Raw genomic sequence first — 20284 nt, 5'->3', positions numbered from 1 at the left:
TTCTGCTCCTCTGATTCCAGGCGAGAGCTCGCGGGCGCGACGGCTCCGGCCCTCTGCGGCGCGCCAGGACTGGCACGCTCCCCCGCCGGCGGCCTCGGCCTATCAAGTTCCGCGCCGAGACCGGCGGCGGGCGCTCACGGGAGGCGCCGCTTCAGCCGCATGCCAGAACGGCGAGAGAGGGCGCCGCCGTCGAGGGCCGACTGCTGAGGGCGCAGCAGCGGCTGCTGTTCGCGTGTTGCGGTTGCAACATCGGCGGCTCGATGGTCGTCCCGGTAGGCCGACGGCGACGAGCCCACGAGCCGCTTGAAGGCGAACGAGAACGCGGCCTCCGAGCGATAGCCGACCTCCGCGGCCACCTCCGCCACCAGGGCCGACCCTGACCGCAAGAGGACCTTCGCGCGGTACATGCGCCAGTCCGCGAGGTATTTGCCCGGCGACACGCCCATCTGCTCGGAGAAGCGCGCGGAGAAGGCCGCCCGCGACATGCCGGCCTCCTGCGCCAGCGCGGGCACCGACCAGTCGAGCTCCGGGCTCCGGTGCATCCGCGCGAGCGCGCGCCCGATCTGCGGATCGGCGAGGCCGCGCAGCCATCCGCGCTCGTCGGCGGGCACGTCGCGGAGGTACGCGCGCAGCGCCTGCACGAGCAGCACGTCCGAGAGGCGCGCCGTCACGATCGCCGCGCCCTCGGCCGGCGCGCTGACCTCGGCGGCGATGCACTGCGTGTGCGCCTGGATGAAGGGGCCGATCCGCTCGTCGCCGCGCAGGTGGAGCACGGGCGGCAGCGCCTCGAGCGCGGGGTGCCCGAGGGTGCCGAAGCGGAACTGCCCGCACACGATCGTGGTCGGCAGGCCGGCCCCGCCGTGCTCGATCGCGCGCCCCGGCGACGCGCCCCGGACGAGCTCCTCGATGGGGCTCGCCTTGCGCGGCCTGGGCGCGTCGCGGAGCACGTGCCCGCGGCCGCTCGGCATCACGACGAGATCGCCGCTCGCGACGGCGGCGGGCGCCCGCCCTCCATCGACCTCGAGCCAGCAGCTCCCGCGCGTGACGATGTGGATGCCCCGCCCGCCGGCCGGGAAGCGGAGCGCCCAGGGCGCCGTGAGCTCCAGCCGCCAGTACGACACGCTCTCGAGGCGGAGCTCGCCGACGATTTCGCTGAGGAGGTCCATGCTCTCCGCGCCAGGATAGAGGACCCGAGACGGTCCATCAATCCGACGCCACCGTGGACGATCTCGAAAGGGAACGAGCCAAAGTCGCATGGATGCGCCAGCGCATGGCCGCTACAGATCGGTGCATATCCGGCGCTCCGGCCCCCGCTGGCGGGCCGGAGCGGATCTGGCGCAGCGTGCAGTCAACGCCGCACGCCCCGCGCCGCGACGACCTTTCATGGGTACCCCTGTACCCCCGAGACCTCAGGAGAGATCTTCATGAGCAGCGCTTCTCCTCGCATCGTCGTGATTGGGAGCACCGGCATGCTCGGCGCCCCCGTGACCCAGGAGCTCGTCGCCGCCAATTTCGCCGTGACCGCCCTCGTCCGCGAACCCGAGGCGACCCGCGCGAGCAAGCGGCTGCCGGCGGGCGTCGCGCTCGTCGCGGGCGACGTCAGCGACGTGAAGGCATTGACGGCGGCCTTCCGCGGGCACGACATCGTCTATGTGAGCCTGGCGGTGCCGATCACCGCATCCGCGAACGCGTGGCGCGTCGAGTCGGAGGGCATGAAGAACATCGTCGCCGCCGCGCGCGAGGCGGGCATCAAGCGGATCGCCTACCTGTCTTCGCTCCTGCACCGATACGACGGCTTCCGCTGGTGGGTCTTCGACATGAAGCGGGAGGCGCTCTCGATCCTGAAGGAGAGCGGGATCCCGAGCACGGTCTTCTTCCCGTCGAACTTCATCGAGTCGATCCCCTACCGGAGCCGCCAGGGCAGCCGGATCAACCTCGCCGGCAGCCCGCGCGAGAAGGCGTACTGGATCTCGGCGCGCGACTACGGCAAGCAGGTCGCGCGCGCCCTCGCCCTCCCCGGCGACGCGTCGCGAGAGTACGTGGTGCAGGGGCCCGAGCCGCTCACCATCAAGGAGGCGGCGGACCAGTTCGCCAAGCACTACACGAAGGAGAAGCTCTCCGTCGGGGCGGCGCCGCTCGGGATCTTCAAGGTGCTCGGGCTGTTCTCACCGACGTTCAACTACGTCTGGCACATCTCCGACGCGATCAACAACGCGCCGGAGCCGTTCCAGGCGGAGTCGACCTGGAAGGAGCTCGGCAAGCCGGAGACGACGGTCGCCACCTTCGCCGCCTCGTTCCAGTGACGGAGAGCGGCGCGACGGCGCCGCTCTCCCGCCAGCGCGCCGTCAATGGTCGTGGCCGTCGTCCGTCACGGAGGAGCGCTTGCGCGCAGAAGAGTCGTCGCACACGCCGGCGACCGGCTCCGGGTGCTCCTCCTTCGCTTGCTTGATCTCCCGGTCGACGACGCTGCAAAGGATCTTGGTGCTCAGCGCGAGATCGCGGACCGGCGCGGCCTCCCTGATTCCATGGTAATTGACCGGGGCGCCGAACGTTGTGTCGAACAGGGCGCCCGCGGCGATCGCCTTGACGTACGCCTTCGCGTCGGTGCCGGCGCCCATGGCCACCGCGGGCGCCGGCTCGCCGGTCACCTCCTCGAACGCGCTGCTGATCCGGCTGAAGGTGGGGCCGTCGACCCGGCGAATATCCGGCGCGATCCGGGTGGCGGTCTCGAACGTGATCGGCGCGCCGCCGGAGGTGGCGTTGAACTCGTCGACGATCTGCCCGAAGATGCCGGCGAACTCGCTCGCGTCACCGCACAGGAGCCCTTCGCTCTCCCCATCCCACGGCTGGCTGTGGTGGCCTATCGCGTACCGGATGTCGAGGTTGAGCGTGATCGCCCCGGGCTCCGGCTCCGTGTAGAGCCTGGTCAGCGCATAGGTGGTGCCGTTGCCCTCGGTGAACACCTCGTCGTGTCGCTCGAGCAGCTCGGGGTGAGCCTCCCCGAATGTCCTCGTGCCCCAGGTGGACTTGATGAACCTGCACATCCGGGCCACGTCGTTGTCGACGATCACCTCCTCCTCCGCGAGCGCGCCCAGGAAATTGGTGAGGGACACGAGCGGATTGGCGCCGTTCGCGCGGTTCTCCTGCGGCACGGACGCGTGCTGCGCGCCCGCCACCAGGGTCGTCAGCTTGATCGCGTCCGGCAGGCCGGAGGTGTCGACCGTGAGCTCGGCCCGCCTGTACGACGGATCGTCGAACGGATGCTCGGCATACTCCGCCTCGATGTGCAGGGCGAGCTCCTCGAGCGCCTCGGGTGAATCGCTGCGGAGGATCGCCTCGGCCCGATCGGGGAGCTGGTTGACGGGGCCGGAGGGGGTGTTCAGCGAGTCGATCCACACGCCCGCCGTGGGCGGCGCCTCGCGCGGGAGCGTGAACACGGGGCGCTCGATGCCCTTCTCCGCGCGCACGGCCCAGAACGTGTCGAAGATGATCTCGAGATCCGCCGCCTCCTCGGCGTTCTCCTCGCGGTACCGCCGCATCGACATGGCGCCGATCTCCTCGGTGGTGTCGAAGATGAGCTCCACCGTGATGTCGTCGAGCAGGGGGCTGCCGTCGTAGGCCCGGGCGATGTCCTTGAGCACGAGGAACGTCGCCAGCGCCGGCCCCTTGTCGTCGATGGCGCCGCGGCCGACCCATAGATCCTGCTCGCCGCCGTGCTTGGTCGCGCCCCTCGACTTCGTCAGCACGAACGGCTCCCACACGTCGGTGTCCCCCGGAGACACCGTATCGAAGTGCGTGTTCAGGGAGATCTTGCGGGGCCCATTGCCGAGACGCAACCCGAAGACCCAGTAGTACCTGGGCTCGGCCGCGTTGCCGCTCTCGACCTTCCACTCCCACGGCTCGATCCTGTGGGTCTTTTGCCCCTCGTTGAACTGCTGCGCCTGGGCCTTCAGGTCATCGACGATCGCCTGCATGCTGGTGACGAACGCGTCCTCGTTCGCGAACTGCTCGGCGCGGTAGGTCTCGGCGGCGACCAGCCTGGCCAGCGCGTCGAAGCTACCCTCGAACTCGGCGTCGACGTCAGCGCAAGCCGGCCCGGCGGCGGAGGGCGCCGGGCTCAAAGCATCGTCGTCCCGGCAAGCGCTGTACGCCAGCGCGGCGACGACAATCCAGCCCACATGAACCAGTCTACTCAACCTCATACAGCCTCCAGAATGGATTCGACTCGCATGAATCCAGTTGAACTGCGCAGACACGACCGCGTCTGCTCGCCACCTCGCGAACCAAGGGCCCAGGGGGCGAGTGCCGCGAACAAATGACAGCTATGATTCTGACTTTTCGAGAGCGCCTGTGATTCTTATATGCAATACATAGGTGTGCCCCCGAAGCACGAACACAGGTGATCCATATGACGCAAGAGTTCGATCACAACGCGATTGTACGACTGGGAATGGCTTACGCCGAATCGAAGACGCTGCTCAGCGCCGTCGAGCTCGGCGTGTTCACGGCGCTCGCGAAAGAGCCGCTCGATTGGCAGACGCTGCGCGAGCGGATCGGCATCCACCCCCGCGCGGCGCGCGATTTCTTCGACGCGCTGGTGGCGCTGCGCGTCCTGCAGCGCGAGGACGGCCGGTACTCGAACACACGAGAGGCGGACCTCTTCCTGGACAAGACCAAGAAGTCGTACATCGGCGGAATGCTGGAGATGTCGAACGCGCGGCTCTACGGGATCTGGGGCTCGCTCACCGAGGCGCTGCGCACGGGCGAGCCGCAGAACGAGATCGGGGCGCGCGAGGACATCTTCACGTGGCTCTCCAAGACCCCCGAGAAATATCGTGAGTTCACCCAGGCGATGACGGGGCTCAGCCTGCCGTCGGCGCGGGCGCTCGCGGCGAAGTTCCCGTGGGGTCGCTACAAGACGTTCGCCGACGTCGGCACGGCCCAGGGCGGCTTGCCTGTCCAGGTCGCGCTGGCCCACCCGAAACTGACCGGCATCGGGCTCGATCTGTCGCCCGTGCAGCCGGTCTTCGAGGACTATGTCCGGGAGCACGGGGTCGCGGATCGGCTGCGCTTCCAGGTGTTCGACCTCTTCAAAGACTCGATCCCCAAGGTGGACGTGATCACCATGGGTCACATCCTCCACGGGTGGAAGCTCGCGGACAAACGGGGCTTCATCAAGAAGGCGTACGACGCGCTCCCCGAGGGGGGCGTGCTCATCGTCTATGATGCGATGATCGACGACGAGCGCCGCGAGAACGTGGCCGGGTTCATGATGAGCCTCACCATCCTCCTCGAGACGCCCGAGGGATTCGACTACACGAGCGCCGATTGCGCTGGATGGTTTCGCGAGCAGGGCTTCCGCGAGGTCCGCGCGGAGAAGCTCATCGGCTCGGATTCGTTCGTCGTCGGCGTGAAGTGAAGAGCGCGCCCCGCTGGAGCGAGTCCAGCGGGGCGCTGCGCTCCGCCCTCCGCGAGCTCCGCCGGCCAGGGATCCGGAGAGAGATTTCAACGCAAAGACGCAAAGACGCAAAGGCGCGAGAAAGAGCAGATTATTTGTATTTTTGCGTCTTTGCGCCCTTGGCGTCTTTGCGTCAACATCTCGCTTGGTTCGCGAGACAGATCCCTGGATGGATCTGTGACACGCCGAACTGGCCGCTCGCGTCGCCGAGACCATGGTGCAAGCGGCGTTATCGCAGCTCCTCCGGGAGTGACGTGAGCACGCAGAGGCCGGTCTCGGCGTCGCAGGTCACGCGATCGGCGAAGTCCGGGTTGATCCCGGAGCCGAACGCGCGGCCGTTCGCCAGGTCGGGGTGCGGATCGCAGAGGCTCGGATCCGGCACGCCGCCGGGCGCGCACTCCACCGCGGGATAGAGGCCCACGACGCTGTAGGACGCAGAGCAGCCGTCCTGCGTGTACGTCAGCTCTCCGACGATCTGCGTGCCCGGGTAGGCGGCCGTCACGTAGATGCGGAAATTGCTCCATGCATAGCTGATATCGACGGCCGGGTGCTGCGTGGGCGGCGTGCCCTCCGGCGCGTCGGGAGGCGGGGGCTCCTCGTACGCCGGGATGCTCAGCGTGGCCTCCGTGAACGAGGGGACCGCGCAGACGTCGCTGCCGTCCGGATCGACGGAGGCGAAGTCTCCGAGCGCGTCGAGCGCTGTCGGGCCGAGCTCCACCTGCGCGCCCTGGGCCGCGAAGGCGGGAAAGGCGATCCCCGAGGCCCGGACCGCGAGGTGGGCCCTCGTCGGATCAGGGCGCTGCGGGTTCCCGGCCTGCCGGGGGTTGTACTTCTCGATGCCGATGATCTCCCCCTTCAGCGTGTCGCACGCGCCCTCGCCCCGCTTCGAGCCGGGCTTCAGCGTGTACTTCGCGGCGAAGCCGCCGTGGGCCGCGGTGCAGGTGACGCGCCGCTGCTCGCAGGACGCGGAGAGCGTGAGGAGCGCGAGGAGCGCGAGGAGCGCGAGAGATGTTCCGAGGATTCGTCTCATGGTCGTGTGTCTCTCGGGGCCATCGCCCTAGAAGGTCACCTTGGCGCCGATCCTGAACGTGCGCGGCGCCTGATATGCAACAGGCTTTCCGAAGTTCGGGTTCTTGTTGATCGGGTTGAACGTCGAGCCATCGACGTTCTTGAGCTGCCCGAGATCGCCCTTCGTCCCGTTCACGATCGGAAGGACGGAGGCCACCGTGTACCGCTGGTCCACGGCAGTCGCCGCCTGGAAATTGAAGATGTTGAACGAATCGACCGTGACGGTCAGCGTGCTCTCCTTGGCGAGCTGCACGCCCACGCCGACGTGGGCATCGACGGAATGCGCCCAGGGGAGGCGCTCGCCGCTCCCGCGCTCGAGGATGTAGACCTGATCGGGGCCATAGAGCGGGTGCGAGCCGAGGTGGCTCGTCGGCCCGCCGGAGGCGGACCGGTACGTCCCGCCCACGCTGACGATCACGCGGTGATGAACCGTGAAGTCCTTGGCGCCGAAGACCTTGAACTGGTGCCTGCGATCCCCGGGGAGCGGCCCCGTGCGGTTCGGCAGGAGCGACACCAGATCGAAGTCCGAGTTGACGTTCGGATCGAGCTGCCCGGTCTCGGGGCGGAAGAGCCCGGCCCAGTTGCCGCGCAGGTAGGAGATCGTGTAGCTCGCCTGCGCGAGCCACGCGTCGGCGAAGGCCTTCTCGGCATGGACGGTGACCGCATCGTAGTCGCGCGTCGGCTTCGGGAAATCCTTGGCGACGCCGTAGCCTGGGTTGCCGATGAGGTACGTCCTCGCCTCGTCCCGGCTGATGTCCTCGATGACCTGGTTCTGGTAGCGCTTCGTGTACTGCGCGCCCACGCGCAGCCGGGGATAGATCTCGACCTCGCCGCCGAGCACGATCTCGTCCGTCGATTGCGGCTCGAGGTCCGGATCGATGCCGCCGTCGCCCCCGATGACACGCCACTTCTGGTTGGGGCTGTACGGGGCGGCCGTCGGGATCAGGTTCTCGTTCCGATCGCACGCGTCGCGCTGCTGCGCGCGGTCCCGGGGATCGCACACCGCCGCGGCGTGAAGCGTGAAGACCTGCCGTTCGCCGGGGAACGCGCGGTCGATGATGTTGAGCGGCACGCTCTCGTAGAACCGCGCGTAGTTCACGAACAGCTTGGAGCGGCCGGCCTGCGTGAAATCGTAGATCACGCCGACGCGCGGCGACCACTGGTTGGGGAGGGCTATCGCCAGCTTGTCGTCGCCTCCATACAGCAGCTGCGCGTCGTAACGGACCCCCGCATTCAGCGTGACCTTGTCGAGGATGCTCCAGCTGTCCTGCACGAAGCCGCCGATCGTGGTCGATTTCGACACCGTCTCGAACTTGTCGAGCGGCACGCCCTCGTCGGGGTTGGCGATGAAGCCGAGCCGGCGGAAGCCGGTGAACGCGGCCCCGTCGGTCGTCTCGGCGAAGACGTTGCGCCCCGAGTGGCCGCGGGACGACGCATAACGCATCAGCTCGAGGTCGGCGCCCGCCTTGACGATGTGGTGGCCGAGGGCGGTGAACAGGCCCGTGAACACGGCCTTGCCCTGGTACCTGTCGAGCGTCGTCTCGCTGAGCGCCCCCGGCCCGCCGCTGAAGTACGTCGCGACGGGGCACCGCTCGGCGGCCTGCGTGCCCGCGGGGTCGCATTCGCGCGTCGCCTCGGACGGCTCGAAATCGTTGATGGAGTGGAACCCGGGATCGCTCCTTTGCCAGTGGACCTGCGCGATGTCGGAGAGCCCCTTCCCGCTCCCGATCCTCGTGCCGTCGGCGGCGCGGATCGCGTTCTCCTCGTGGTGGACGCCGAGCGTGACGTCGAGCAGGTACGTCTTGTTCTGGAACGCCGAGGACCACTTCAGCGCGCCGTCCGTCGCGCTCGACACGTACCTGTGCGCGAGGGCGCCGAAGCTGCCGTTGATGACGTTGTTGCTCGAGCTGTTGTTCAGCTCCACGGTGCCGTCCTTCGGGCTGATGCCGAAGTCGCCGTCTCCCCCCGACGTCGTGGGCGAGCCGTAGACCGACAGCGAGACGGTGTTGTCCGGGTCGATCAGCCACGTGAGCTTGCCGAGGTACTGGACGCTCTGCTGGGTGGCGTAGTAGACCCGCTGAGTGCCGGGGATCGGGTCGGACCTGCCAAAGCGCAGCTCGCGCTCGAGGCGGTAGCTCGCGGCCGAGGGAGAGACCCCGGCGAAGAACCAGAGCCTGTCCTTCAAAATCGGGCCGCCGATCTCGACGCCGACGTCCCGGAGCGACGAAAGCCGGGTGTCGGTCGTGATCGTGCTCGCCTCGCTCTGCACCCCCGTCTGCGACGCCTCGAAGAGGCCCGGCGTGATGCTGAAGAACACCGCGCCGTGAAACTCGTTCGAGCCCGACTTCGTCACCGCGTCGAGGTAGCCGCCGGTGGCGCGGCCGTACTCCGGCAGGTAGCCGCCGGTGATCACCTTGACCTCCTTGATGAACTCCACGGACAGCGGCGTCCCGATGACGCCGAAGGCCGGGTTGTTCACCGACAGGCCGTCGATCACGTACTGGTTCTCCGGCGACGTCGTCCCGCTGATCGACACGCCGTAACGGTCGGCGCTCGCGCCGGGCGCCACGTCGGCGAGCGCCTCGAAGGAGCGGGTCGCGGCGCCCTTCGCGCCCGTGGGGATGAGCGGGATGCGGCTCGCGAACTCCGAGCCGACGTTCACGCCGGTCGCGCTCGACCCGACATCCACGATAGGCGCGCTGCCGACGACAACGATCTCCTCGGCCTTCAGCGCCTCGGGCAGCAGCTCGCTGTTCACCCGGATGGTGCTGTCGACGCGCAGCTCGATGCCGCCGCGGCTGTACGGCCTGTATGCGTCCTTGTCGAGCCGGAGGGTGTACGTGCCCGGCGGCAGGTTCGGGATCCGGAACTGGCCGGAAGGGTCGGTGACGACCAGCTGCTCTCCCTGGAGCGCTGGGGAGGTCACGGTCACGACGACATCGGCGGCTGGCTGCCTCGTCGACGAATCGAGGACCGTGCCTGTCAGGACGCCGGAGCCGGTGGCGAAGGCCGAGGTCGGGAGGAGCAGGCTGGCGGCCGCAGCCAGCCGCGCGGCCCAGACACCGCGCCTTTCATGCATGAAGTTCACAGATCTCCTATCAGGGTGTGAGGGCCGCCGGCCCGCCGCCGGCCCACCGCCGGTGGCGCGCGCGACGGCCGTCGCGAGGCCGCCCAAGAAACGCGAACAGAGAAGCGCGAGCAGAGGAGCGCACGGGGATGGGGCCGGCCTCGCCATCGGGGTGGGAATAAAAGCGGGCGGCGCTACAGCTTGGAGTACCGGTGCTCCAGGATGGCCTTGAAGTTGGCGATCTCGATCTTGTGGATCGCGTCGAAATGGGGCCAGATATCGCCGACCCAGGCCCGGTCCGTCCGCGCGCGGGGCTTGCTGATGTAATCGGGAAGCTCCCCCGTGGCCCTGTCGTAGTACGGGTGTTTCACGTTGGTCCAGAGCACGATGGTGCCCGGCTTGCGAATGGTGGGCCTCGCGTCGACGAAGCGGAAGTGGTACCGCATCCACAGCTCGTCGCCCTGGTCCCAGGCGCAAGGGTAATCGACGACGCGGCTGTCCGGGTAGGCCTCGGCGCGAACGTAGATCGACGTGTCCTTCGCGAGGAACTCCTTCCCCTTATAGAGGCCGCCGCCGATGTGGTGGAGGCTCCGCAGGCTGAACGTCCACTCCTCCAGGCTGTAGACGTTCGCCGCGTACTCGTACGCCACCTCGACCGGGACGTGGATGTACTCGCCGAGGTGGCAATACTGGCCGAAGATCTCCTCGTGCGAGTACGTCGGCTTGGTGATCCCCTCCAGGTGCTTCACGCACTCCTCGATGGAGTGATCCTCGGAGACGTACAGGCCGGGGATCTCCCTGCTGGAGACCCCGTTCTTCACGAGCCCGGATCGGCTCCACGGCCCTCTGTCGTCATGTGCGGTCATCGTGCTCTCCTTCAATTCGACATCACAATCACATCACGTCGTACGCTGGCCTGCGCGGCGCCGGCTCGCGTCGCATCTCATCGGCTGGACGCCGCGCTAGAACGGCGACAGCCCCACGGTCACGTCGGCGGTCGGGAACTCGTTGTAGCTGTCGAGCACCGAGAACTCCGCCGTCGAGCCGCCGATCAGGGTCCCGAGCGGGTTCTGCGCGCGGGTCTCGAGGGTGGCGTCCGCGCCGCCGAAGAAGAGGTTCGAGATCACCGTCGACTGCTTGACGGGGCCTTGCCAGGTGGACACCCACCAGTTGGCCACGAACGGCGCCGGGGGCCCGCTGGGCGTCGCGACCGTCCCGTCGACGACCAGGCGAGGGTAGCCAGGGAACGGCACGCTCACGTGGAGGTCGCCGACGCCGCCCGAGAACGCGAGATCGTAGTCGAGCGACGGGACGTACTGAACCAGGAAGCCGGCTTGAAGCAGCTTGTACGCGAGCAGCGCGTGGTCGGTGTAATACCAGAGCGTGTAGCTGTTGACGTCCCCGGTCCCGTCGGGCGGAACGACGGCGAGGCCAACCTGGACGACCGAGCCCGGCGTCGGCGTGCCGCCGTTCACCGAGATGCCGTCGGCGTGCGACGTCCTCACGACGATCGGGGTGACGGGCCCCCCCTCACCGGCGAGCACGAACTCCTCCGGGACCAGGGCATCGGCCTCGTCGGTCGGGACGAGATCCAGGCCGATCGTCTCGACGACGTTCGTCAAGCTGAGGCTGAACCCCCGGATCTCCTGCTGTGCTTCAGCGGTGATCTCGGGGTCGGCGGCCTCCACGGCGCAACCGGCGGTGAAGACGCTAGCGAGAAGCAAGGAACTCACGGAACCGCGCAGATACATCAAAGCCTCCTCATGTCACCGACTCCAGCGCCGGCAATCAACCAATGATGACTCGACCTCGAACAACAACAATGGACATAATTCAAAATCAACACGCCTCGATTCATCGAAGCCACTGGGCGCAACAAGGCCTTTCGAGACTCTCCAGGAAACGCGAGCTCGCTCGAGATCTCCGCGCGACGAGGCCTCCGCGCGCTGTCATGCCGCGAACGCCGACGTCGGTATCGTCGGCGCGTCCGCTCCGAGGAACGGCGCGAAAGGCGGGATCTCCTCGCGCAAGAGCCGCAGATCGAGCACGCCAGGCACGTCGCGGTGGTTGTCGCGATAATCGCTCAGGCGCTCGCGCAGCTCCTGCGGCGTGGACGCGGAGCCCACCCAGAGCCGGTCGCCCGGGGCGAGCCCGCCCGCGAGGGCCGCGAAGTCGACCTCCGGATAACGAACGGCCTCGATCCGGGACTCGAAGAGGAGCTGTTGACGCGTGACGCACATCCCGTGCATCGCGTTGTTGAACACGACGAACAGGATGGGCAGGCCGAGATCGACGGCCGTGTGCACCTCCAGGCCGAGCATCAGGAACGATCCGTCGCCGCAGATGACCGTCGTCCGCGTCCCGGGCTCCGACCCGAGCTGCGCGCCGATGGCGCCGGGGATCGAGTAGCCCATTCCCCCCATCCCGAGCGCGATCGTCGATGTCGAGCCCTCCGGGACGGGGAGGTAGTGCATGGCCGCGGCGGCGCAGTTGCCGGCGTCGAGCACGACGTGGCCCTTCGCCGGCAGGAACTCCGCCAGGATGGCCAGGGCCTCGCTCTGCAGGAGCGTATCGGGCCCCGCGGCGCCCGGGTCGTCGCCCGGGATGGCCGGCGCGAGGCGGGGCTCGTAGCAGCGCCGCGTGTACCCTTCGATCGGAGGGAGCGGTGACATCGGGCGCCTCTCCAGGAGATCGAGCAGCGCGCGGAAGGCGCGGCCGACGTCCGCATACAGGGTGATCTCGGGCTGAAGGACGCGGTGGATCGCCTCGGGATCGACGTCGATGACGACGAAGCGCTTGTCCTTGAAGCTCTTCTCGACCGCGGCGCGCGTCATGACGTCGAGCGTCGCGCCCGCGGCGATGACGAGATCCGCCTCGTCGCGCAGGTACGCGTGCGCCGACGGGTGTCCCGCCGCGCCGACGGTCCCCAGGTACAGCGGGTCGTCGTTCGGAAAGTCGGCGCGGGCCGACATCGTGGTCACCACCGGGAGACCGACCGCGCGCGCGAACGCCTCGACCGCGCCGGCGTCGTCGGAGCGGCGCACCCCCTGGCCGACGAGGAGCAACGGGCGGCGCGCGCTGCGGATGGCCTCGAGCAGCGGCATCACCTCGCCGATCCCGACCGGCCGCGATCGGCAGAAGCTCTGGAGATCAGAGGGCCAGTCGACCGGGGGCGGGCTGACCTCCTGATCGAAGAGGTCCCGGGGCACGAGGAGCACGGCCGGGCCCTGCCGGCCCGACGTCGCCGCCACGACCGCTTCGCGCAGCATCGGCCAGAAGTCGTGTGGGCTCCTGATCTTTCCGACGTACTTCGAGATCGAGCGCCAGAGCAGGACGGCATCGACGCAGTTGCCGATGCCCGACGAGTCCTGGAACGCCCCCCGCCCCTCGAGCGACGTCGGGGGCTGGCCGACGATCGCGAGCACGGGGACCGCCTCGGCGTAGGACTCGGCGATCCCGACAGCCAGGTTGAGCATCCCGCCGCCCGACGTCGCGCAGCAGACCGAGAGGCGCCTGTGGACCCTCGCCCTGCAGTCCGCCATGAACGCGGCGCCCATCTCTGTCCTCGCGAGGACGGAGACCAGCTTCCCTTGCCCGTGCCGATGAATGGCGTCGTGCAGGTGCTCGATGTTCGCGCCGCTCACTCCGAAGACGTATTGAACGTCCCAATCCCTCAGCATCTCGACCAACGCGTCGGCCAACTTCATACAGCGTGTACCTTCCGTGCGTGGACCTCGGGCGACTACTGCCAGCGCAGCACCATCGAGCTCACGAAGTCTCCGCCGTTCGAGAATGTCCCGAGCGCGACGATATCGCCGCGTCGAATGCGGCCGCTCTCCAGCGCGTCCGCGAGCGTGACCGGAATCGAGCCCTGGAACAGGTTGCCATAACGCGACAGGGTGTCGTGCGTGCGCGGAGGGAGGATCCCTATCCGGGCGCGCCACTCCTTGAGGAACGTCTCGTTCGGCTGGTGGGTGATGAGGAGGTTGACGTCGCTCGGCGACAGCCGGGCCTCCGCGAGGCACCGCCCCACCGCGTCAGGCACGAGCTGCAGCGCGTTCGTGCGGATCGCCTCGACCATGTCCCTGGAGAAATTGACGGTGATCGGGCCGCAGCCGCGCTCCCAGTAGTTCTTGAACACCCCGTCGACGACGTCGGGCTCGAAGCGGAACAGGCCGTAGTGCTCGCCGTGGGAGCGCTCGTAGCGGGCGATGATCGACGCCTCGCCCGGCATCACGAGCGTGGCCGAGGCGCCGTCGCCGAGCACGGACGACCGGCGGGACTTCTGGAACTCGGGCAGGCGAGAGATGAAGTTCGTCACCGTCACCACGACGACGCGCTTGTACTGGCCCGACTCGACGAACGCGCGGGCCGTATTGAGCCCCGACAGGTACGAGGAGCAGCTCGTGTCGATGTTGAGGATCGTCGCCTGCCGGGCGCCGACGCGGTGCTGGATCGCAGGGCCGATGCCTGGCCAGAACGTGTCGGAGAAGATGCAGGAGCACACGAGGAGATCGATCGTCTCGGGGAGGATCCCTGTCCTCTCGAGGAGCCGCTCGACGGCGCGCACGCCGAGGTCCTCGGAGAGGTAATCCGGCGAGGCGAACCTCCGCTCGTGAACCCCGCTGAAGAAGGCGTTGTCCGCCAGCGCGTCCTCGGAGCTGCCCTCGGGCGGCTCGTTCACGACCCGGCGCTCTGGCATGAAGCTGACAACATCGATGATCTGAGCCGCCATAATCCAATTTCCCCGGCGCAGGCGGGTCGACGCGGCGCTCGAGGAGCGAGCGTCGAAATGCTGCTACGGCGAGCGACCCAAAGCGGCGCGCGGAGCCAATCACCGCTCCCCGGGATGACCGAGGCCGCCGACACCTTCGCTCGACTCGCGGCCAAGTAAACAAGGAACGTGCCGCACAGCTTGCTGCCCCTCGCCGCGTTCGGCCTCTCGACACGCCGATTTGTCGTCTGGACTTGTCGGGCAGATTTCGGCCCTACTTCACCGACGGCAATGCCGAGCGACCGCAATGGATTCTGCGTGGACGGAATCAGTGTCCGCGATCCATCGCGGGAAGCGATGGCCGCTGCTGCTAAAGCATCAGCGTTACTTATCGACTGCTGCCCCGGCAGCACCCGCGTGCGGCGGGCCTCGCCCTGCCGCTCTCCCGATGGCGGCGCGCTGTGCGCCTCGTTCGGACGAGCGGCGGGGAGGTGCGCCGGCGGGCGCGGTAGCTGCCCGCTGGCGCGCACATTGCCAAGCGGCACGCCCTTGCTATCCGGGGGCGGTCAATCCGCCGTCCCACCCGACAGAGAAGAGGCAACCATGGCGAACATCGATGCCGTCATTCCGACCGCCCCTGCCGCGGCCGCGGCGACCGCGGTCCAGGCGGAGCGCGCGGCTTTGCTGACGTTCTACCGCGCCTTCAGCGAGCGGCGGCCGGAGCTCATCGACGAGGCGGTGACCCAGGACTGGGAGGACATCCCGCTGCCCCCCGGTCAAGGGGTGGGCCCGGAGAGCGTCAAGCCCATCCTGCGCGCGTTCTTCAAGGCCTTTCCCGACGTGAAGCTCGAGGTGCTGGACATCCTCCAGGAGCCAGGCCGGGCTGCGGTCCGGTCTGTCCTCACGGGGACCCATCGAGACACGTTCTTGGGGGTGGCGCCGAGCGGGAGGGAGATCAGCGTCCCGTGCCACGATTTTCATGCGCTGCGGGAGGGCCGGATCGCGCGGACGTGGCACCTCGAGGACTGGTTCACCGCATTGGCGCAGATCGGCGCGTGGCCCCCGGCGCCCTGAGCGCCCCGCCTCGGGGGTGCTCGGGGCGGCCGTCGGGGCCGGGCGCGGGTGGCGGCGGGCGCGTGGGCGCGGCGCTCACCGCTCCTTCTCGACCATCGCGCTCCCGCCGTGGCGCCGGACCGGCTCGGCGACCGCGGTCACGGTCCCATCGCCGTTGAAGCGCAAGGCGGTGGCCGCGCCGATCTCGCCTCCCATCGTGCCTGCGTCGGAGAGGACGTGGCCCAGAGACGCGAGCCCCTCGGCCTCCGGGGCGCTCAGGAATGCCGTCTCCGCGTCGGTGGCGCCGTTGCCCGAGTTGCGCTGGGAGAGGCGCGGCGCCGCGAGCGCCTTGTCGATGGGGAGGCCCAGATCGATATGACCGACGAGGATCTGGAGCACCGTGGTGATGATGGTGGACCCGCCTGGCGAGCCGAGCGCGAGCTCGGGTTTGCCGTCCTTGAGGACGATCGTGGGGCTCATGCTGCTGCGCGGGCGCTTGCCCGGCTCGACCGCGTTGGGGTGCGGCGAGCTCGGGTCGGGCGGGATGTTGAAGTCCGTGAGCTCGTTGTTCAGCAGGAAGCCGTACCCCGGGACGACGATGCCATTGCCGCCCTCGTACTCGATGGTGCAGGTGTAGGACACGATGTTCCCGGCCGCGTCGCTGACCGTGATGTGCGTCGTCTCGTTGTCGTGCGCGTCCTTCGGGCCGGCGCCCCCGCGCCTCGCCGCCGGGGCGCCGCCGGGCGCGGGGCTCGGATCGCTCTGGAATGCGTAGGGGTCGCCCGGCGCCGCCGCGGCCGAAGGGGCCTCGGCGAGATCGATGAGGGCGCGCCGCGCGTCGGCGTAGTCCTTCGAGAGCAGCCCCTTGACGGGGGCGTCCACGAACTCGGGATCGCCGAGGAAGGCGCCTCGATCCGCGAACGCGAGCCGGGAGGCGCCGAGGTAGCGGTGCAGCACCTCGACCGGCGTGAGGGTCGCCGTGTCATACCCCTCGAGCAGGTTCAGCGCCTCCGCGACGGCGATCCCGCCGCTGCTCGGGAGGCCCAGGCCGTAGATGGTGGTGTCGCGGTACGTCGTCGAGACCGCGGGGCGGACGCGGGCCTCGTAGCCCTGGAGGTCCGGGAGCTCGATCACCCCCGCCCGGACGTTGAGCGCGCTCCCGGGCTCGACGGGAGGCGACTTCACCGCGGCGACGATGGCCTCCGCGACCCGCCCTTCGTAGAACGCCTTCTCTCCCCCCTCGGCGATGAGCCGGTAGGTGCCGGCCAGATCCGGGTTCTTGAAGATCGTGCCGACGGGCCACGGCTGGCCGTCGGGCCCCAGGAAGAGCTTTTTGGTGCTCGTGATCGCCTGGAATCGCGCGAGGTTGCGGCCTGTCTGCTCGAAGAAGGTCGCGTCGACGTCGAACCCCGCCTCGGCGACCTGGATGGCCCGCTTCAGCACGTCTCCGAGCCCGAGCGTTCCATGGCGGCGGAGCGCCTCGCTCCAGCCCCGCACCGTGCCGGGCACGCCGACCGACAGGCCGCTCGTGACGAGCTCATTGAAGGCGATCGGCGCGCCGTTCTCATAAAAGGACCTCGCCTCGAGCCGGGACGGCGCCGTCTCGCGGTGATCCAGGGCGATCACCTTGCCCTCGCCGGCCAGGTAGACGAGCATGAAGCCGCCGCCGCCGATACCGCAGGAGAACGGGTCAGTCACGCCGAGCACGCCCGCCGCGGCGACCGCGGCGTCGACGGCGTTCCCCCCTCGCTTCAGGATCTCGATGGCGGCCAGCGTCCCGCGGAGATCGACCGTCGCCGCCGCCCCCCGCCGCCCGGTGGCCGTCGGCGCGATCTCCGGGAGCTGGGCGAACGGGTCGTCCCCGGCGGCGTCCGGCTCCGCGCCTGCGTCGCCCGACGTGGACGACGCGGACGACGTGGACGACGTGGAGCCGCCGTTGCCCACCGGAGCGAGCCTCTCGTCCGGGCTGCAGGAGCTGCAGGAGGCGCAAAGGAGGAAGAGAGCGAGAAGGAGTGTGCGTTTCGTCATGGGTTCTCTCGGGATGCGCTGGAGGACGCAGGGCCCACGGTCACACCCCGCTTCGTGCGGCAGAGTCGGCCGTGAGGGCCCTGTCCAGGAGCCACGATGTGCGGCATCGCATTGCCCCGGAGATTCACAATGCAACCACCGTACCGGCGTTCGCAGCCGAGCGGGCCGGTGCAATGTCGAGTCTGTACTTGCCACAACGAAGCAATCGAGGTAATGGTTCGGCAGGTCATGAGCGCCAGCGCGTAGCCCCGGCTCGCTGGCCGACAACCCTCCGAACCGCGGTGGGGTGTCCCGGGTGACGACCTGGCCGGCCGCATGTGCGGCAGGCAAGCGCGGACTCTGGTCGCCCGGAGTCCCCTGGACTCGCGAGGTGGTATGTCGATCGCTTCCATCGTGGATTCGCGCCCTGACGCGGGCGCGCCGGCGCCGTCCGATTTCGGCGCTTTCCCTTTACCCGTCGTCGGGGCGGACCTCTCGGTGCCGCTCGTCACCGGCGAGCAGGTGGGTTATGTGAACCTCGATTACGCGGCCAGCGCCCCTTGCCTGCGCTCGGTGCTCGACGCTGTCGCGGCGCTCCTTCCCTGGTACAGCAGCGTGCATCGCGGCGCGGGGTTCGCGTCCACCGTGACGACGGAGCTCTATGCCGCCGCCCGCCAGGAGGTGGGCGCCTTCGTGGGAGCGCGCGCCGAGGATACGGTGGTGTTCACGAGGAACACCACCGACGCGCTCAACCTGCTCGCCGCGGCGTTGCCCGAGGACACGACGGTGGTGACGTTCGCCTCGGAGCACCACGCCAACCAGCTGCCGTGGCGGCGCGGTCGGTGCGTCGTCCTCCCGGTGCCCGTGAGCGCGGAGGAGGCGGTCATGCGGGCCGAAGACGCGCTGCGCGACGTGACCTCGCGCCATCGGTTGCTCGCCGTGACGGGGGCGAGCAATGTCACGGGCGAGCTGTGGCCGGTCCCGGAGCTCGCCGCGGTCGCCCATCGCCACCGGGCGCGGCTCGCCGTGGACGCGGCTCAGCTCGCGCCCCACTGCGCGATCGACATCGCCGGGATCGGGGCCGATTACGTCGCGCTGTCCGGTCACAAGCTCTATGCCCCCTTCGGCGGCGGCGTTCTCGTTGGCCGCGGGGACTGGCTCGATGCCGCGCGTCCCTACTTAGCCGGCGGAGGCGCCGTCCGGCGCGTCACGCGCAACGACGTCGAATGGGCGAGCGGCCCGCACCGCCACGAGGCCGGCACGCCCAACGTGGTCGGTGCGGTGTCGCTGGCGGCTGCGTGCCGCGCGCTCTCCGCGGTGGGCATGTCCGCCGTGGCGGCGCATGAGGCGAGCCTGCTCGACCGCCTCACGCGCGGTCTCCACGCCTTGCCGGCGGTCAAGCGACTCGCGATGTGGGGCCCGGCGAGCCCCCGGATCGGCGTCGTGACGTTCAATGTGCGGGGGTTCCATCCCGGCGCGGTCGCCGCGGTCCTGAGCGCCGAGCACGGCATCGGCGTCCGGGACGGCTCGTTCTGCGCGCACCCGCTCATGATGGCGCTCGCCAGGAATCGCGCGCCGGAGGCGAGCGACGACGCGGCGGTGCCTCTCGCGGTGCGGGTGAGCTTCGGCGTCGGCACCAGCGCCGCGGACGTCGATCGGTTCCTCCTCGCGCTCGCCGATCTCGTCGCCCAGGGTCCCCGCTGGCGTTATCGCCTCGACGCAGGGCGATACGTCCCCGATCCGGATCCTCGCCCGCGCCCTGCGCTGGCCGGCCTCCTCGCCGGAGGCGCGGCAGGCGCGGCGGACGGGCCCCTGGCGAGCCAGCTCGCGCCGTGCCAGGCGCCCCTCTGAGGCGGATCAGCCCCCGGGCGCGCGGCCCACGGCGAGGGCGCGCCGCGCGAGCGCGCGCAGGTCGGCGAGGGTCGCGCCCTCCAGCGGCGAGGCCTCGGCGTCGACGTCCTCGCCGCGCGCCGGCGCATCACCCCGGCCGAGCGCGTCGAGGAGCCAGCGCGCCGTGAGGACGTCGCCGCCGAGCCACGCGCGCGCCGGCGAAACGTGCGGAACCTCGGAGACCACCGCGGCTTCGATCCAGCCGATGGGCACGCGCGCCAGCGCCGCGGCGGAGACGCCCGGCGGCACCGGGTCGTCGGGCTCGGTCACGGGCTGGAAGCGCTCGGCAGCGAGCTCGGGCGCCTCGCCGCCGCCGATCAGCGGGAGCGCGGCGCGGAGGGCGACCCCCTCGACGACGGCGCGCGCGATCTCTTCGAGCGAGAGGCGCGCCGGAAGGACGTCGCACAGCGCGGCCGGGGCCTTGCCCAGCCAGCGGTCGACGACGCGCTCGTCCGGCGCCGCGAGATCCGGAGGGATCGCGAGCGCCGCGTCGAGACCCGCGAAGACCTCGATGAGGACCGCGCCGTCCGGCGTGGCGTCGAGGCCGAGCAGCGCGGCGGGGCGGTGCTGCAGCGAGATCCACTCGCGCCCGAAGTAATGCGCTGGCGCACCGGCGCGGGAGAAGCCCTTGAGAAAGCCGCGCACGTTGCGGTTGAGGAGCGTCCGGGCCGTGGCGTCGGGCGCGAGCGCGGCGGCGTGCGGCAGCGCGAGGGTCCACACGACGCCGCGCCCGCCGAGGAAAGCGGCGGTGCCCGTCGTGGTGCGCCGCAGGACCTTCGCGCCGCGCGCGGCGCAGGCCGCAAGGTCGACGACGCGCGCCGCGCGCTGGGCCGCGCCCAGCACCACGGCGGGCCCCTCGACGAGGCTGGCGGCGAGCCACGGCGCTCCCTCCGCCGCGCGGGCGCGCGCGAGGAGCGCTGGGCCGAGCGCGAGCGCGTCCTCGAGAGGACGATGAACCGGCGGGAGCGAATGCATGGCGGGCATCGAGTGGGTCTCCTTGGCGTGAAGCTCGGCGCGCGGAGGAGCC

The 20284-nt window shown here is 69.7% G+C and carries 14 protein-coding genes and 1 riboswitch; of the genes, 4 read left to right on the top strand and 10 right to left on the bottom strand.

The genetic code is table 11. The features are described 5' to 3' along the window. Positions 1-134 precede the first annotated feature (134 nt). Positions 135-1166 carry an AraC family transcriptional regulator gene (locus POL72_RS33710; protein WP_272100891.1) on the bottom strand — a complete coding sequence of 344 codons (1032 nt, stop codon included), beginning with the start codon at positions 1164-1166 and terminating at the stop codon, positions 135-137. Between the two features lie 258 nt (positions 1167-1424). On the opposite strand from POL72_RS33710, the gene POL72_RS33705 reads away from it, so the two are divergent. Continuing rightward, positions 1425-2303 carry an SDR family oxidoreductase gene (locus POL72_RS33705; protein ID WP_272100890.1) on the top strand — a complete coding sequence of 293 codons (879 nt, stop codon included), beginning with the start codon at positions 1425-1427 and terminating at the stop codon, positions 2301-2303. 42 nt (positions 2304-2345) lie between these two features. Here POL72_RS33705 and POL72_RS33700 read toward each other — a convergent pair whose 3' ends face one another. After that, entirely contained in the window at positions 2346-4202 is a 1857-nt protein-coding gene (locus POL72_RS33700) for a M20/M25/M40 family metallo-hydrolase (protein ID WP_272100889.1), read from the bottom strand. A gap of 248 nt (positions 4203-4450) precedes the next feature. On the opposite strand from POL72_RS33700, the gene POL72_RS33695 reads away from it, so the two are divergent. Then, on the top strand, positions 4451-5419 hold the full coding sequence (locus tag POL72_RS33695) for a methyltransferase (RefSeq protein ID WP_506377478.1): 969 nt from the start codon (positions 4451-4453) through the stop codon (positions 5417-5419). A 268-nt stretch (positions 5420-5687) separates the two neighbouring features. Here POL72_RS33695 and POL72_RS33690 read toward each other — a convergent pair whose 3' ends face one another. The 6 genes from POL72_RS33690 to POL72_RS33665 all read right to left on the bottom strand — a co-directional run bounded on the left by POL72_RS33690 (position 5688) and on the right by POL72_RS33665 (position 14328). Beyond that, positions 5688-6488: a hypothetical protein gene (locus tag POL72_RS33690; protein WP_272100887.1), complete on the bottom strand. Its 801-nt coding sequence runs from the start codon at positions 6486-6488 to the stop codon at positions 5688-5690. Positions 6489-6515: 27 nt separating this feature from the next. After that, positions 6516-9605 (bottom strand): TonB-dependent receptor, encoded by a 3090-nt coding sequence (locus POL72_RS33685; RefSeq protein ID WP_272100886.1) that lies wholly within the window; start codon positions 9603-9605, stop codon positions 6516-6518. A gap of 182 nt (positions 9606-9787) precedes the next feature. Further along, complete coding sequence (locus POL72_RS33680) at positions 9788-10459, bottom strand: hypothetical protein (RefSeq protein ID WP_272100885.1); 672 nt, start codon at positions 10457-10459, stop codon at positions 9788-9790. Positions 10460-10555: 96 nt separating this feature from the next. Continuing rightward, entirely contained in the window at positions 10556-11317 is a 762-nt protein-coding gene (locus POL72_RS33675) for a hypothetical protein (protein WP_272100884.1), read from the bottom strand. Between the two features lie 225 nt (positions 11318-11542). Further along, on the bottom strand, positions 11543-13300 hold the full coding sequence (locus POL72_RS33670) for a thiamine pyrophosphate-binding protein (RefSeq protein WP_272100883.1): 1758 nt from the start codon (positions 13298-13300) through the stop codon (positions 11543-11545). Positions 13301-13335: 35 nt separating this feature from the next. Then, positions 13336-14328 (bottom strand): 3-oxoacyl-ACP synthase III family protein, encoded by a 993-nt coding sequence (locus tag POL72_RS33665; protein ID WP_272100882.1) that lies wholly within the window; start codon positions 14326-14328, stop codon positions 13336-13338. Positions 14329-14910: 582 nt separating this feature from the next. Here POL72_RS33665 and POL72_RS33660 point away from each other — a divergent pair. Next, on the top strand, positions 14911-15381 hold the full coding sequence (locus tag POL72_RS33660) for an ester cyclase (protein WP_272100881.1): 471 nt from the start codon (positions 14911-14913) through the stop codon (positions 15379-15381). 75 nt (positions 15382-15456) lie between these two features. Here the strand turns inward: POL72_RS33660 and ggt are convergent, their stop codons facing one another. Next, positions 15457-17388: a gamma-glutamyltransferase gene (gene ggt, locus POL72_RS33655; RefSeq protein WP_272100880.1), complete on the bottom strand. Its 1932-nt coding sequence runs from the start codon at positions 17386-17388 to the stop codon at positions 15457-15459. A 224-nt stretch (positions 17389-17612) separates the two neighbouring features. Further along, positions 17613-17727, top strand: a riboswitch (SAM riboswitch). A 54-nt stretch (positions 17728-17781) separates the two neighbouring features. Between ggt and POL72_RS33650 the strand changes: the two genes are divergently transcribed. Beyond that, positions 17782-19218, top strand: coding sequence for an aminotransferase class V-fold PLP-dependent enzyme (locus tag POL72_RS33650; RefSeq protein WP_272100879.1), 1437 nt, complete (start codon positions 17782-17784; stop codon positions 19216-19218). A 6-nt stretch (positions 19219-19224) separates the two neighbouring features. On the opposite strand, the gene POL72_RS33645 is transcribed toward POL72_RS33650, so the two are convergent. Further along, positions 19225-20241 carry a lipoyl protein ligase domain-containing protein gene (locus POL72_RS33645; protein WP_272100878.1) on the bottom strand — a complete coding sequence of 339 codons (1017 nt, stop codon included), beginning with the start codon at positions 20239-20241 and terminating at the stop codon, positions 19225-19227. Positions 20242-20284: the final 43 nt, after the last annotated feature.

The sequence above is a fragment of the Sorangium aterium genome (assembly GCF_028368935.1).
GTDB lineage: Bacteria > Myxococcota_A > Polyangia > Polyangiales > Polyangiaceae > Sorangium > Sorangium atrum.
This window is presented reverse-complemented; position numbering and strand designations above follow the sequence as displayed.

What these genes read in the sequence shown, in the direction of transcription:
- POL72_RS33710 (WP_272100891.1), bottom strand. Translation starts at nt 1,166, where the DNA reads ATGGACCTCCTCAGCGAAATCGTCGGCGAGCTCCGCCTCGAGAGCGTG.
- POL72_RS33705 (WP_272100890.1), top strand. Translation starts at nt 1,425, where the DNA reads ATGAGCAGCGCTTCTCCTCGCATCGTCGTGATTGGGAGCACCGGCATG.
- POL72_RS33700 (WP_272100889.1), bottom strand. Translation starts at nt 4,202, where the DNA reads ATGAGGTTGAGTAGACTGGTTCATGTGGGCTGGATTGTCGTCGCCGCG.
- POL72_RS33695 (WP_506377478.1), top strand. Translation starts at nt 4,451, where the DNA reads ATGGCTTACGCCGAATCGAAGACGCTGCTCAGCGCCGTCGAGCTCGGC.
- POL72_RS33690 (WP_272100887.1), bottom strand. Translation starts at nt 6,488, where the DNA reads ATGAGACGAATCCTCGGAACATCTCTCGCGCTCCTCGCGCTCCTCGCG.
- POL72_RS33685 (WP_272100886.1), bottom strand. Translation starts at nt 9,605, where the DNA reads ATGCATGAAAGGCGCGGTGTCTGGGCCGCGCGGCTGGCTGCGGCCGCC.
- POL72_RS33680 (WP_272100885.1), bottom strand. Translation starts at nt 10,459, where the DNA reads ATGACCGCACATGACGACAGAGGGCCGTGGAGCCGATCCGGGCTCGTG.
- POL72_RS33670 (WP_272100883.1), bottom strand. Translation starts at nt 13,300, where the DNA reads ATGAAGTTGGCCGACGCGTTGGTCGAGATGCTGAGGGATTGGGACGTT.
- POL72_RS33665 (WP_272100882.1), bottom strand. Translation starts at nt 14,328, where the DNA reads ATGGCGGCTCAGATCATCGATGTTGTCAGCTTCATGCCAGAGCGCCGG.
- POL72_RS33660 (WP_272100881.1), top strand. Translation starts at nt 14,911, where the DNA reads ATGGCGAACATCGATGCCGTCATTCCGACCGCCCCTGCCGCGGCCGCG.
- ggt (WP_272100880.1), bottom strand. Translation starts at nt 17,388, where the DNA reads ATGACGAAACGCACACTCCTTCTCGCTCTCTTCCTCCTTTGCGCCTCC.
- POL72_RS33645 (WP_272100878.1), bottom strand. Translation starts at nt 20,241, where the DNA reads ATGCCCGCCATGCATTCGCTCCCGCCGGTTCATCGTCCTCTCGAGGAC.